The organism is Sphingomonas sp. GlSt437 (assembly GCF_048015635.2).
In the GTDB taxonomy this organism is placed as follows: Bacteria; Pseudomonadota; Alphaproteobacteria; order Sphingomonadales; family Sphingomonadaceae; genus Sphingomonas.
In genome coordinates this window covers 1,554,809-1,566,867 of sequence record NZ_JBPGYA010000001.1, presented here as the reverse complement: position 1 = coordinate 1,566,867, position 12,059 = coordinate 1,554,809, and the positions used below count along the sequence as shown (strand labels likewise).

General features: G+C 65.1%; 13 protein-coding genes and 2 tRNA genes. 9 read left to right on the top strand and 6 right to left on the bottom strand.

The annotated features are described in order from the left end of the window. Nucleotides 1-4 precede the first annotated feature (4 nt). Entirely contained in the window at nt 5-442 is a 438-nt protein-coding gene (locus tag ACLB0R_RS07740; RefSeq protein WP_416642689.1) for a nuclear transport factor 2 family protein, read from the bottom strand. A gap of 189 nt (nt 443-631) precedes the next feature. On the opposite strand from ACLB0R_RS07740, the gene ACLB0R_RS07735 reads away from it, so the two are divergent. Further along, nucleotides 632-705 (top strand) — tRNA-Gly (locus ACLB0R_RS07735). Between the two features lie 101 nt (nt 706-806). Here the strand turns inward: ACLB0R_RS07735 and ACLB0R_RS07730 are convergent. Then, nucleotides 807-881 (bottom strand) — tRNA-Gly (locus ACLB0R_RS07730). Nucleotides 882-1,085: 204 nt separating this feature from the next. Here ACLB0R_RS07730 and ACLB0R_RS07725 point away from each other — a divergent pair. Genes ACLB0R_RS07725 through ACLB0R_RS07715 form a run of 3 tightly spaced genes read left to right on the top strand, consistent with a single transcriptional unit; the run spans nt 1,086 to nt 2,802 of the window. Continuing rightward, a complete protein-coding gene (locus tag ACLB0R_RS07725; protein ID WP_416642688.1) occupies nt 1,086-1,982 on the top strand; it encodes a tetratricopeptide repeat protein in 897 nt (298 codons plus the stop codon). After that, nucleotides 1,982-2,623: an LON peptidase substrate-binding domain-containing protein gene (locus tag ACLB0R_RS07720; protein ID WP_434953811.1), complete on the top strand. Its 642-nt coding sequence runs from the start codon at nt 1,982-1,984 to the stop codon at nt 2,621-2,623. Before ACLB0R_RS07725 ends, ACLB0R_RS07720 begins: the two co-directional genes overlap by 1 nt. Beyond that, on the top strand, nt 2,620-2,802 hold the full coding sequence (locus ACLB0R_RS07715) for a hypothetical protein (protein ID WP_416642686.1): 183 nt from the start codon (nt 2,620-2,622) through the stop codon (nt 2,800-2,802). The genes ACLB0R_RS07720 and ACLB0R_RS07715 overlap by 4 nt, the downstream gene beginning before the upstream one ends. On the opposite strand, the gene ACLB0R_RS07710 is transcribed toward ACLB0R_RS07715, so the two are convergent. Next, nucleotides 2,799-4,016 carry a UbiH/UbiF/VisC/COQ6 family ubiquinone biosynthesis hydroxylase gene (locus tag ACLB0R_RS07710; RefSeq protein WP_416642685.1) on the bottom strand — a complete coding sequence of 406 codons (1,218 nt, stop codon included), beginning with the start codon at nt 4,014-4,016 and terminating at the stop codon, nt 2,799-2,801. The genes ACLB0R_RS07715 and ACLB0R_RS07710 overlap by 4 nt on opposite strands. A 138-nt stretch (nt 4,017-4,154) precedes the next feature. Between ACLB0R_RS07710 and ACLB0R_RS07705 the strand changes: the two genes are divergently transcribed. The 4 genes from ACLB0R_RS07705 (at nt 4,155) to ribA (ending at nt 9,260) form a co-directional block, all read left to right on the top strand. Then, nucleotides 4,155-6,449: a DNA translocase FtsK gene (locus ACLB0R_RS07705; protein WP_416642684.1), complete on the top strand. Its 2,295-nt coding sequence runs from the start codon at nt 4,155-4,157 to the stop codon at nt 6,447-6,449. 78 nt (nt 6,450-6,527) lie between these two features. After that, nucleotides 6,528-7,154 (top strand): LolA family protein, encoded by a 627-nt coding sequence (locus tag ACLB0R_RS07700; RefSeq protein WP_416642683.1) that lies wholly within the window; start codon nt 6,528-6,530, stop codon nt 7,152-7,154. A 244-nt stretch (nt 7,155-7,398) separates the two neighbouring features. After that, the gene (locus tag ACLB0R_RS07695) at nt 7,399-8,193 is read left to right on the top strand and encodes an exodeoxyribonuclease III (RefSeq protein WP_416642682.1); all 795 of its coding nucleotides are present in this window, start codon (nt 7,399-7,401) and stop codon (nt 8,191-8,193) included. Further along, nucleotides 8,190-9,260, top strand: coding sequence for a GTP cyclohydrolase II (gene ribA / locus ACLB0R_RS07690; protein WP_416642681.1), 1,071 nt, complete (start codon nt 8,190-8,192; stop codon nt 9,258-9,260). The genes ACLB0R_RS07695 and ribA overlap by 4 nt, the downstream gene beginning before the upstream one ends. On the opposite strand, the gene ACLB0R_RS07685 is transcribed toward ribA, so the two are convergent. Both ACLB0R_RS07685 and ACLB0R_RS07680 read right to left on the bottom strand, forming a co-directional pair. After that, the gene (locus ACLB0R_RS07685) at nt 9,257-9,937 is read right to left on the bottom strand and encodes an HAD family hydrolase (protein WP_416642680.1); all 681 of its coding nucleotides are present in this window, start codon (nt 9,935-9,937) and stop codon (nt 9,257-9,259) included. The genes ribA and ACLB0R_RS07685 overlap by 4 nt on opposite strands. Then, complete coding sequence (locus tag ACLB0R_RS07680; protein WP_416642679.1) at nt 9,934-10,602, bottom strand: YggS family pyridoxal phosphate-dependent enzyme; 669 nt, start codon at nt 10,600-10,602, stop codon at nt 9,934-9,936. Before ACLB0R_RS07680 ends, ACLB0R_RS07685 begins: the two co-directional genes overlap by 4 nt. Nucleotides 10,603-10,675: 73 nt before the next feature. Between ACLB0R_RS07680 and ACLB0R_RS07675 the strand changes: the two genes are divergently transcribed. Next, the gene (locus ACLB0R_RS07675) at nt 10,676-11,167 is read left to right on the top strand and encodes a thiamine phosphate synthase (RefSeq protein ID WP_434953810.1); all 492 of its coding nucleotides are present in this window, start codon (nt 10,676-10,678) and stop codon (nt 11,165-11,167) included. Between the two features lie 16 nt (nt 11,168-11,183). On the opposite strand, the gene ACLB0R_RS07670 is transcribed toward ACLB0R_RS07675, so the two are convergent. Continuing rightward, the gene (locus tag ACLB0R_RS07670; RefSeq protein ID WP_434953809.1) at nt 11,184-11,891 is read right to left on the bottom strand and encodes a porin; all 708 of its coding nucleotides are present in this window, start codon (nt 11,889-11,891) and stop codon (nt 11,184-11,186) included. Between the last annotated feature and the right edge of the window lie 168 nt (nt 11,892-12,059).

Here is a 12,059-nt window from a genome sequence, read left to right as displayed (position 1 = left end):
GCGCTTAGCTGCCGACTTTGCCGCCCTGCGTCACCAGCGCCACCCATTTGCCGTTGCGGCGCTGAAACACGTCCAGGAAGCCATAAGTGCCGCTGGTGTCCTTGCCGTCATAGCTCGACTTTTCATCGTCATAACCAGCGACATAGGCGACATCGCCGATCACCTTAACGCGCAGGTCGCGAACGGTGTAGCTCGTCAGCTTTTCCTTGCCCGAAGCGAGGTCGGCCAGCGCCTCGGCGCGGGTCTGCGGCTTGGGGCCGCTGCCTTGGAACGTCCATTCGGGCGCGGTGAAGGTCTTGATCGCATTGGTGTCGGCTTTGACCAGCGCCTTGCCCCAGGCGACTTCGATCGCCTTCAGCTTGGCTTCGTCGCCTGGCGCGGCGGTGGCGGGCACGGCAAGCAGGACAAGCGGGGACGCGAGCAACAGGTGGGAAAGTCGCATTGGGCAGCCTCCATTGGCGTTGTTTCTGATTGGCAAAAACAGCCGGCGCGACCCGAATGCGCGGCGCCGACGCTACGCTACGCAACACGATCGAAATGATTAGCGGTCGCTACGGTGCTTGCCAACCGCTGGCCAGCACTGAACGGGTTGCGCGCAAGCCCGGCCAGCGCTAACCGCTTGGCTTCGGGCGCGGGTATAGCACAATGGTAGTGCAGCAGCCTTCCAAGCTGAATACGCGGGTTCGATTCCCGCTACCCGCTCCACGTTCCCGTTCGAAATCAAGCTCGCCGAGCAGCAAAGCCGTGCCGTGACCGTGCGGGCATATCCTCGCGAAAATAGGGCGTTATCAGCACCGTCGATCGGCTGGAGCGGGCGAAGGGATTCGAACCCTCGACCCCGACCTTGGCAAGGTCGTGCTCTACCCCTGAGCTACGCCCGCTCTGGCGCATCGAACCGCCTGGGCGCTTTCATCAAGGCCGGCGATTGGGTGAGGCGCGGCGGTTAGCATCGCGCCTATGCCTTGGCAAGGGGCAAGTGGCATAGGCAACGCGCGTGCCGAAAAGGCTTGGCTTCGGCCGCAAAGCCACCACATAAGGCACTGGCAATCAGTAGGCATGAGGACCAAGACTTGGCGACGCTAGGGATGAGCAGCACCGACCGCGAGGCCGTCGAGGCGTTCCGCCGCGACGTGGTCGAGCCGTCGATGACTAGCCTCGTCATCATCGATTTTTGGGCCGAATGGTGCGGGCCATGCAAGGCGCTGGGGCCGGTGCTGGAAAAGGTCGCTGCTGCCTATGCCGACAAGGGCGTGGTGCTCGCCAAGATCGACACCGACAAGAACCAGTTCATCGCCGCGCAATTCCAGATCCGCTCGATCCCGACCGTCTATGCGATGTTCCAGGGCCAGCTCGTCGCGGATCTGACCAATGCGCGCACCGAATCGCAGTTGCGCCAATCGCTCGACCAGTTGTTGCGGCAGTTGCCCGTCGGGTCGGCCGACGCCGCCCAGGAAGCCGAGCTTGAGCCGCTGATCGCGATGGGCGAGCAAGTGTTGGCCGAAGGCGATGCAGTGCGTGCGCTGTCGATTTTCGACCAGCTCGCCGAAATGGCGCCGGATCACCCGGCGATTGCCGCCGGCAGGGTGCGCGCGCTGATCGCGGGGGGTCGGGTCGACGAAGCCGACACCGCCTTGGCCGATCTTCCCGACGACGTCGCTACGCTTCCCGAACTGGCGCAGGCCAAGGCTGCGCTGGCTCTGGCGCGGGAAGCAACACCCGTGGGCGATCTTGCCGGACTCGCCCAACGTGCCGCCGCCAACCCGGACGATATGGAGGCGCGCTACGAGCTCGCCGGTGGCCAGATGGCAGCAGGTGATCGCGATGCCGCCGCCCAGACGCTGCTCGACATGATCGCGCATGATCGCGCATGGAACGAGGGCGCCGCGCGCCAACGCCTGCTCAAGCTGTTCGAAGCGGTCGGCATCGAAGACCCGTGGGTCGCGGCACAGCGGCGCAAATTGTCAGCGATCCTGTTCGGATGATGGCGACGCGCGCCACCACGCGGCTCTCCGTCTTTCCCCTGGCCGGGGCGCTGTTGTTTCCGCGCCTCCATTTGCCGCTCCACATTTTCGAACCACGGTATCGCGCGATGATGAGCGATGCCTTGGCGCGGGATCGGCGGATCGGCATGATCCAGCCGCGCCCCGATTTTAGCGGCGATGACGACGCGGCGCCCGCGCTGTTCGACATTGGTTGTGTCGGCAAAATCGGCCAGTTCGAGATGCTTGATGATGGGCGCTACAATCTCGTCCTTGAAGGACAGCGGTTGTTCCGCGTGATCCGCGAGCTCGATGTGACAACGCCGTTCCGCCAGATCGAGGCCGAGCTGCTGCCGCTGCCTGCCGATGACCCGGAGATTTTATCGCTGGGCAATCGTGCGGCGCTCGAGATGGAATCGCGCCGCTTCGCCGATCAGCAAGGCTATGCGGTCGATTGGGAATCGGTGTCACGGCTTGACGACGAGGCGCTGGTCAACGGCGTCGCCCAGATCGCGCCGTTCGATATCGCTGCCAAGCAAGCCCTGCTCGAAGCCCCCGACCTCGACGCGCGCGCCGACTTGCTTGTCCAGCTGATGCAATTTTTCGGTCGCCATGATGGTGATGAACGGGTGACGCTGCAGTGAAGGCGTTGCGCCGGCAAAAAGGACGCGTGCACGGCGGCGCGATGATGGTCTGGCTGTTCTTCGCCAACCTGTTCGACCCGAAACGCGTGGTTGCGATCGAGCAGATCGAAACCGATCGGCGAATTGGCAATCCGGTCATACGCGATGCGGCTACCCCAGCCGCGCCGCCCAGCGACTAAGCCATCGCGCCCTGCAGCAACCGCGGCAAATCGCCGCTTTCGCCCCGTGCCTCGGCCATGAAACGTGCCTTGAGCGGCAGCAGCTTCTCGACCGCTGACAGGCCAAAGCGCCGCACCGCGCTCGCTGCCTTGCCGGGAATGCCGAACAAGCGATTGAGGCCGTCAGTGGCGACCGCGACCATCAGCGTGTCAACGCCGCGCCAGCGCTCATAGCGCGTCAGCACTTGCGGATCGCCGAGGTCGAGCCCCAAGCGCTTGCCCTCAACCAGCACCTCAACCAGCGTCGCGACGTCACGAAAACCGAGGTTGAGGCCCTGCCCCGCAATGGGGTGAATGCCGTGCCCCGCATCGCCGACCAGCGCCAGCCGCCGATCGGTAATGCGCGCGGCATGGTGGAAGCCGAGCGGATAAGTCGAGCGCGGCGCTAGATTGCCGATCTCGCCCAGAAAGCCGCCCATATTGCGGCTCGCCTCGGCCAGAAAGCCGCGATCGGACAATTTGAGCATGCCCGGCGCATCGCGCTCCGACACTGTCCACACCAGTGCCGAGCGGTGGCCGTGCTCGTCATCGAGCAGCGGCAGGATCGCGAATGGCCCGGCGGGATAGAAGATTTCGAACGCCGTCTGCTGATGGTCGCGCTCATGGTTGAACGCGGTGATGATGGCGTTGTGGTGATAATTCCAGGTGGCAATACGGATACCGGCCGCTTCGCGCGTCGGCGATTTGCGCCCTTCCGCTGCGATGAGCAGCGGCGCCCGCACGCTGCTGCCGTCGCTGAGCAGCGCCACGACACCCGCCTCGCCGCGATCCACCGATAGCGCGCGCGTTTTCATGCGCAGATCAATCTGCGCCGCAGCCGACGCGCGGTGATACAAAAGCTGCCGCAGCAGCCGGTTCTCGTACATGATGCCCAGCGCGCCATCGTCGGCAGCCGGGGCAAAATCGAGCGCGCCAGGGTCGAGCCCATCACTCACGCGGATGGCGGTGATCGCGCAGCCCTTGCCCTCAAGATCGGCGCCGAGCCCGATCGCCTCCAGCATCCGCTGCGGCCCCGCCGCAATCGCTGAGGCGCGACCATCGAAGCCCGCGGCCAGCATCGTCTCAGGGTCTGCCGGATCGATGACGATCGAGGAAAGCCCATGCGCGTCGAGTGTGATCGCCAGCGTCGATCCGACCAACCCGCCCCCTAGGATAATGACATCTGCTTCTGCCATGCCCGGCCCTTAGCGCGTTGCCGGCGGGCTGCCAATCGCGGCGCTTGACGGCGGACTCCGGAAAAGCGATTCTGCCCGGCGTAACATCGCAAGCACATTTGGCGGTGAATCGGCGAACGATCGAGCGAGACCTAAGCCATGGCAAGCCAGGCACAACGCCCCTTGTGGCGCGACACCGTACGCGCCGGCGCACGGCGCAGCGGTGCCTTGCTGGCGGCAATCGCGATCTTGGGAATGACCGCGCTAATCGCGCTGGCGGTCGCCACGTACCATTCGGGTGACCCATCGTTCAGCACTGCGTCGGGCGGCCCGGCGAGCAATGCCCTGGGCGGTGGCGGCGCGCTGATCGCCGATGCGCTGCTTGGCTTGCTGGGGTGGCCGGTCGTTCTGCTCCTCGTCCTGGGACCGATGGCAGCGGCGCGACTGTGGCGCGAGGTGGCATTCCAACGCTGGGGCCGCACCGTGGCGCGTGCGACGGGAGGGGTAGCACTGTTGTCAACGGCGCTTGCCCTGATCGCGCCGAATGCGATCAACAGCCTGCCAGCAGGCTATGGCGGCGTGGCTGGGCTGGTGGCAGGCAGCACCCTGCAGGCCGCATTGCATGTGACGGGATCGGCAAGCATCGTCTTGTGGGGTTCGCGCGTGCTCGCGGCACTCGCAGCGCTGGGCGGATTTGTCCTTTACAGCATTGCGATCGAGATCGACTGGCGACAAGCGCCGCAGCGCCTGCGCCTGCCCGACCTTGCCGCGCGTCGCGAGGGGACCAAAGAAGGGCGCGAGGTTGCCGAGGACGAGGCGGCTCGCCCGGCACGCCGCGCCGTCGCCATTCCCGAGTATCGCCCCGGCCCCGTGATCGCCGAGCGCAGCATCGCGCCCGCCCCGCCAAGGCCCAAGGCGAAACAAGCGAGCCTCGATCTGCGCGATAATTACCGATTGCCGCCGATCGATCTGCTCAAAAAGCCCGCCGGCCCCGCATCGACCGCGATCGACAAGGCGGCGCTCGAGCGCAATGCCCGGCTCCTCGAATCGGTGCTCGACGATTTTCATGTCAAAGGCCAGATCGTCGAGGTTCGCCCCGGCCCGGTGGTCACCATGTACGAGCTAGAGCCAGCGAGCGGCATCAAGGCAAGCCGCGTCATCCAGCTTGCCGATGATATCGCGCGGAATATGTCAGCGGTGTCGGCGCGCGTGGCGACGATCCCCGGCCGAAGCGTCATCGGCATCGAGCTGCCCAATGCGCGGCGCGAAACGGTCAATCTTCATGAACTCGTCGCCAGCGCGCAGTTCGAAGACCAGACAGCGCAGTTACCCATCATCCTCGGCAAGAATATCGCCGGCGATCCGGTGATCGCGGACTTGGCGCCGATGCCGCATCTGCTGGTCGCGGGTACGACCGGCTCGGGCAAGTCGGTCGGGCTCAACTGCATGATCCTGTCGCTGCTGTACCGGCTGACGCCCGATCAGTGCCGGATGATCATGATCGACCCCAAGATGCTCGAATTGTCGATGTATGCCGACATTCCGCATCTGCTCGCGCCCGTCGTCACCGAGCCCGGCAAGGCAGTGCGCGCGCTCAAATGGGCGGTCGAGCAGATGGAGGACCGCTACCGCATGCTGGCTTCGGTCAACGTCCGCAGCCTGGCGAGCTTCAACGACAAAGTGCGCGCGGCGCGTGCCAAGGGCCAACCGCTCGGCCGGCGGGTGCAGACGGGCTATCACCCCGACACCGGTCAGCCGGTCTATGAGGAAGAACAGCTCGACTATCAGCCGCTGCCGCAGATCGTAGTGATCGTCGACGAACTCGCCGATTTGATGATGACGGCGGGCAAGGATGTCGAATTCCTGATCCAGCGGCTAGCGCAAAAAGCGCGCGCGGCGGGCATCCACCTCATCATGGCGACACAGCGGCCTTCGGTCGATGTGATCACTGGCGTCATCAAGGCCAATCTACCGACGCGGATCAGCTTCCACGTCACCAGCAAGATCGACTCGCGCACCATTCTCGGCGAGCAAGGCGCCGAGCAGCTGCTCGGCAAGGGCGATATGCTTTACATGCCCGGCGGCAAGCAGATCGCGCGCGTCCACGGCCCGTTCGTCTCCGATGACGAAGTGCAGGCCGTCGCCCAGCATTGGCGCGAGCAGGGCAAGCCCGATTACATCTCGTCGGTCACCGAGGAGCCCGAGGACGGCTTCGCGCTCGACGGCGCGCCAGACGGCGAAGATTCGGCTGAGGACCAGCAATATCGCGCCGCACGGCAGCTCGTTGCCGAAAGCCAGAAGGCATCGACGTCGTGGCTGCAGCGCCAGATGCGCATCGGGTATAATTCTGCTGCACGGCTGATCGAGCGGATGGAGAAGGACGGCCTTGTTTCGCGCCCCGATCATGTCGGCCGCCGCGAAGTGCTGATGGACGAAGACGGTCGACCACTTTAACCGCGCCGTTCAGCCGCGATTAAATGGCGGCAGCACAACCGACGCTGACAATTCCAAAGACTTGAAAGGCATCATCCGGTGAAATTCGCTTTGGCTGGCTGGCTGCTCGCCCCTCTGTCTGCCACGGCGCTCGCAGCCCCAGCCATTGCTGCCGCGCCGGCGCCCGATGCCGATCTTGCCAAGGTACAAGCGCATCTGCGCGGCATCGAGAGCATGGTCGCCGAGTTCTCGCAGACCGATCGCAACGGCAAGGTCGTCACCGGCACGCTGACGATCAAGAAGCCGGGCCGCATTCGCTTCCAATATGAGAAGGGCGTGCCGATTCTGATCGTCGGCGACGGCAAGGCCCTGTGGTTCATCGATTATTCTGTGCGCCAAAAGCAGCGCTGGCCGATCGGCAATTCGCCGCTGGGCGTGTTGATCAACCCCGACAGCGACTTGACCCGATTCGCGCATGTCGTCCCCGGCGCTGATCCGCGACTGCTGTCGGTTGAAGCGCGCGACCTGCGGCACCCCGAATATGGTCGCATCACGCTGACCTTTTCGCGCGGCGGCAATGGCCCTGCGGGCCTGACGCTGCTCGGCTGGGTCGCGCTTGATGCGCAAAACAACCGGACCATCGTAAGACTGAGCAACCCGCGCTTCGGCGTCCCCATCGCCGGCAATGCGTTTGATTGGGTCGATCCGACCCGCCGGGCGCGCTGAACCTTTTGGAAGCTGAACGAACCCCGACAATTTCATTCATGCTGGCGACAGGTTGGCATGGATAAAAACGACACTGCGGAAACGGCCCGTCAGGATTTTCCCCCTGTTGCCTGAAGGTCACCGTTTCCAGCCTGCGTGACGAACGCTAGGTCGGCCCTCGTTCCATGCCCCCGGAGCGAGGGCCTTTCCATGTCTCGAGTAGCGGGGGCTGGCGGGATCGGCGACGCGCGACTACATCGCGGCGATGTCCGAGCCGCTCCGTATCGCTTCGTGGAACATCAATTCGGTTCGCTTTCGCAGCGCCATTGTCGAGAAATTCCTGCGCGAGCACGCGCCGGACATCCTTTGCCTCCAGGAAACCAAGGTCGTCGACAATGACTTTCCGCACGCCGTGTTTCAGCGCCTCGGCTATCGGCATGTCGTGATCCACGGCCAGCGGATGCACCATGGCGTGGCGATCGTCAGCCGCGTGCCGCTGATCGAGGAGCGCCGGCTCGACTGGCAGGCGAATGGTGAGGCGCGGCACATAGGCGTGCGCCTGCCCAATGGGCTCAGGCTTGATAACGTCTATGTGCCCGCTGGCGGCGACATTCCCGATCGCGCGCTCAACCCCAAATTCGGGCAGAAGCTCGATTTCGTCGAACGGATGACGCGCTGGTCAGAGACGCTCGCCGAGCCGACACTGCTGATCGGCGATTTCAACATCGCCCCGCTCGAATCGGACGTGTGGAGCCACAAGCAGCTGATCGATGTCGTCAGCCACACGCCGGTCGAGGTGGAGGCGCTGGGACAATTGCAGGCGGCGCATGGCTGGGTCGATCTCGGCCGGCGCTTCATCCCCGCGCCGCAGCGGCTTTACACTTGGTGGAGCTATCGCGCCAAAGATTGGGCGGCGTCCGATCGTGGCCGGCGGCTCGACCATATGTGGGCAAGCCCCGATGTTGCCGCGGCGGCCGTAGCGCATGAAGTGATCGAGCCGGCGCGGAGTTGGGACAAGCCTTCCGATCACGTCCCCATTATCACAACGCTCGCGCTGTGAGCGACGCGGCCGACCCCCACGCCGCCGCGCGCGCGATCGACGCGCTGCGCCGAGGGTGGCCGATTGCGCTGACCGCGGGTGGCGAGCGCCTAGCGATGCTCGCGGTGGAAACGGCCGACCCGCAGCGGCTAGAGGCGTTCGATCCCGATCGCACCGCGTCGCTGCTGATTTCCGCCGGTCGGGCGGTGACGCTCAAGCTTGCCAATCAGTTAGCCGCGGCCGAACCCGATGCGCCGGTATTGGTGCGGCGGGCAGCGTGGATCGATCTCCCGGTCGCCACGGCGCTCGCCGACCCGCAGCTCGATATGGACACGCCGATGAAAGGGCCGTTCGAGGCAATCGAGCTTTGTGCGCGCGCGCCGGCGCAGGCTGCCTTGAGATTGGCAATGCTCGCCGGCATCCTGCCAGCTTTCTTTGTAATCCCCGGCGGCGACGCCGAAGCGCGCGTTACCGACGCCGATATCGACGCGCATGAAGATGCCGAACGGCTGACGATCGCGGCTCGTGCCCGGTTGCCGGTCGCGGCCGTCGAAGACGCCGAGATCGTCGCGTTCCGCACGCCCGAAATGCCCGGCGAGCATGTCGCGCTGCTGATCGGCCAGCCCAACGGCCAGCCGCCGCTGGTGCGCCTCCACAGCGAATGCCTGACTGGTGATATGCTCAGCAGCCTGAAATGCGATTGCGGGCCGCAGCTCCAGGCCGCGATCAAAGCAATCGCCGACAATGGCTGGGGCATCCTGCTCTATTTGCGGCAGGAAGGGCGCGGCATTGGCCTGATCAACAAGCTGCGCGCTTATGCGCTGCAGGATCAGGGATTCGATACCGTCGACGCCAATACCCGGCTGGGCTTTGCGGTCGACGCGCGCAATTTTCGCGTCGCGGCGCGGATGCTGGCGCTGCTCGGGCAAAGGCGCGTGCGACTGCTGACCAACAATCCCGCCAAGGCAGCGAGTCTTACCACAGCAGGCATCGAAGTGGTCGAGCGCGTGCCACACATCCTGCCGGCCAACCCGCATAACGAGCGTTATCTCGCCACCAAGCGCGACCGGACGGGCCACGAGTTCTAGGCGATCAGCCGCGCAACCTCCTGGAAATTGCGCGCGACGGCGCTGACGCCCTTGGCGAGCAGCACCTCGCCATGATCGGGCGCGCAATGCTGGCCAGCGACAAGGCCGATCACATAACCGCCTGATGCCACCGCACCGGTCGCACCGACCGGCGAATCCTCGATGATCGCGCAATCGCGCGTATCGAGGCCAAGGGCTGCAGCGGCATGGTGGTAGAGATCGGGCGCCGGCTTGCCGTTCACGACATGCTCGCGGCCCGAAAATAGCCGGCCCCCGAATCGATCCGCGAGGCCGATATGGTCCAAGTGCCGAGCAATCCAGCGAGTCGAGCTCGAGGACGCCACCGCGATTGGCAGATCGGCGGGCAATGCCGACACGAAAGCGACGGCGCCGGCCACCGCGCCGATCCCCGCCTCCATCACGCGGGCATCCTCGCGCGCGCGCTCATCGTGGAAATCGGCCGGTAACGGCCCACCGATCCAGCGCTCGATCGCGGCGATAAATTCTTTGCCCGCCAACCCCATGAAATTGGCCATCGATTGCTCTACGCTGGTGGGGTGGCCGATGCGCGTCAGATACTCGGCGATGTGCTTGTTGCCGATATATTCGCTCTCGATGAGCACGCCGTCGAAATCGAAGATGATGCCCGGGAAACGCACCGGCAGTGGCCCGATCATGCGCGATCCCCAAACAACGCCGTGCCGACACGAACGTGCGTGGCACCCAACGTCACCGCCGTTTCATAGTCGCCCGACATCCCCATGCTGAGCCCGGCAAGGCCGTGATCGCGGGCGAGCTTCGCCAACAAAGCAAAATAAGGCGCAGGCTCGACGCCGAGCGGTGGCACCGCCATCAGGCCTGCGATCGGGAGCTCAGCCGCGCGAGCAGCGGCGATCAGTTCGGGGAGTTCCGCGACCACGCACCCGCCCTTTTGCGCCTCATCGCCGATATTGACCTGGAGGAAACAATCGGGGCGCTTGCCCGCTTTATCCATTGACCGCGCGAGGGCCGTGACCAGCGATGGCCGATCGACCGAGTGGATGGCGTTAAACAGCTTAACGGCCGCATCTGCCTTGTTCGACTGCAATTGGCCGACCAGATGCAGCGCCACGTCGGGCGTCTCGGCAAGAAGCGCCGGCCACTTCTCCTGCGCTTCCTGCACGCGATTCTCACCGAACACGCACTGGCCCGCTTGGAGCAATGGGCGGATGGCACCGGGGCCATGCGTTTTGGACACCGCAATCAGCGTCACGTCGGTTGCGGACCGACCCGCCTTGCGCGCGGCGCGATCGATACGGTGGCGGACTTGGGAGAGGTGGTCGGCGGCGTCGCTTGGCGGCATGGGCGCTGCTATAGGGAGGGGGATGCCGCGCCGCTACCCCCGTAAGAACACTAGATTGCCGCGCCTTTGGCTGATGACCGACGAGCGGATGGACGAGCGGCTGTGGGCTGCACTCGAACGGCTCCCACGAGGTGCTGGAATCGTCTTCCGTCACTATTCGCTGGCGCCAGCCGAACGGCGCGCTCTCTTCAAGCGCGTGGCAGCGATTGCCGCGCGACGGCGGCTGGTATTGATCCGCGCCGGTGCCGGTCCGCTCGGGCAACGGGAAGCCGGAACTCATGGTCGCGGGCGCAGATCGGTGCGCGGTTTGCGCACTTGGCCCGCCCATAATCGCCGAGAAGTGATAGCGGGCATTCGGGCCGGCGCTGATCTGATCCTGATCTCGCCGATCTTCGCAACGCAATCGCACCCCGGCGCACGCCCGCTTAGCCGCGTCAGAGCCCTGATGTTGGCGCAGCGGGCATCTGTGCCCGTCATCGCGCTAGGCGGCGTCGATCGCAAACGCGGTAAAGCGCTTATCGCGGCAGGCTTCTACGGATGGGCATCAATCGACGCGTGGCTATGACACCGCACCCGCGCCGTTAGAACCGCAGCGCCGTTCCCACATAGACTGCCTGGCTGTCACGCCGGTCATCGGTCAACCGGTCGAGGCGGAAATTCTGCGACTTATAGCGCACGCCAGCGGTCAGATCGATGCGACGCGAGATCGTGTAAGAGCCGCCGACGTCAACCGAATAGCTCGGCCCGTCGCTGCCCGCCTTGGGCGTATCGGCCAATGGCCGGTCGGCACTCGCGACGACGCGCCCAACGAAGCGCTTGCCCGAATAGCTGACGCCGACATCGGCGGTCTCGCGGCTGCCCGGCACGCCCGACAGATCGATCCGCGTCACGTCACCCGACACGGCGAAGCGCTTCCAACCCACCGCGACGCCCAGATTATAGGCAATCGGCTTCAAGCCAACGGTAGCAGGATTGCCGATATCAGTCCGGACAAGGCGCGCATCCTGCACTGCCGCGACGCTCCGCGCGCGCACCGCTACGGTTACCGCACGCGGGCTTGCTCGATGCGATTGCGCCGGCGTGAAGTGAAAATCCTGCCCGTCCAGCCCCGAGCGCGCGAGCAACGCAGCTAGCTTGGGATCGGCGGCGGCAGGGGTGAAGTGGTTGAAGCTCAGCGCCGCCACCGGCGCATCATTGGCGGCAGCACGGCCCCGCACGGCCTGCTCGGCACCGACTGCAGGCATGGCAAAAGCCGCGCCAACCAGCGCGGGTGCCGCAGCGATCGCCAACGTTTTGCCGGTAAGGCGCACAATTCCACCTTTTTAGGTTCTGAAGTGCCGCTAGCATGATTGGTCATGCCACACCACTCTCTGCCGCATTTTCGTCGCAACTGTTGCACATGATCCACAGCGCTCAGCCGCCGCCGCGCGAGCCTTGCGGCGCGCGTTGGAGCATCT

Excerpts from the sequence above, each read along its gene's own strand:
- ACLB0R_RS07710 (WP_416642685.1), bottom strand. The coding sequence starts at position 4,016 with ATGGCAGAAGCAGATGTCATTATCCTAGGGGGCGGGTTGGTCGGATCG.
- ACLB0R_RS07675 (WP_434953810.1), top strand. The coding sequence starts at position 10,676 with ATGACCGACGAGCGGATGGACGAGCGGCTGTGGGCTGCACTCGAACGG.
- ACLB0R_RS07740 (WP_416642689.1), bottom strand. The coding sequence starts at position 442 with ATGCGACTTTCCCACCTGTTGCTCGCGTCCCCGCTTGTCCTGCTTGCC.
- ACLB0R_RS07725 (WP_416642688.1), top strand. The coding sequence starts at position 1,086 with ATGAGCAGCACCGACCGCGAGGCCGTCGAGGCGTTCCGCCGCGACGTG.
- ACLB0R_RS07720 (WP_434953811.1), top strand. The coding sequence starts at position 1,982 with ATGGCGACGCGCGCCACCACGCGGCTCTCCGTCTTTCCCCTGGCCGGG.
- ACLB0R_RS07685 (WP_416642680.1), bottom strand. The coding sequence starts at position 9,937 with ATGATCGGGCCACTGCCGGTGCGTTTCCCGGGCATCATCTTCGATTTC.
- ACLB0R_RS07680 (WP_416642679.1), bottom strand. The coding sequence starts at position 10,602 with ATGCCGCCAAGCGACGCCGCCGACCACCTCTCCCAAGTCCGCCACCGT.
- ACLB0R_RS07695 (WP_416642682.1), top strand. The coding sequence starts at position 7,399 with ATGTCCGAGCCGCTCCGTATCGCTTCGTGGAACATCAATTCGGTTCGC.
- ACLB0R_RS07705 (WP_416642684.1), top strand. The coding sequence starts at position 4,155 with ATGGCAAGCCAGGCACAACGCCCCTTGTGGCGCGACACCGTACGCGCC.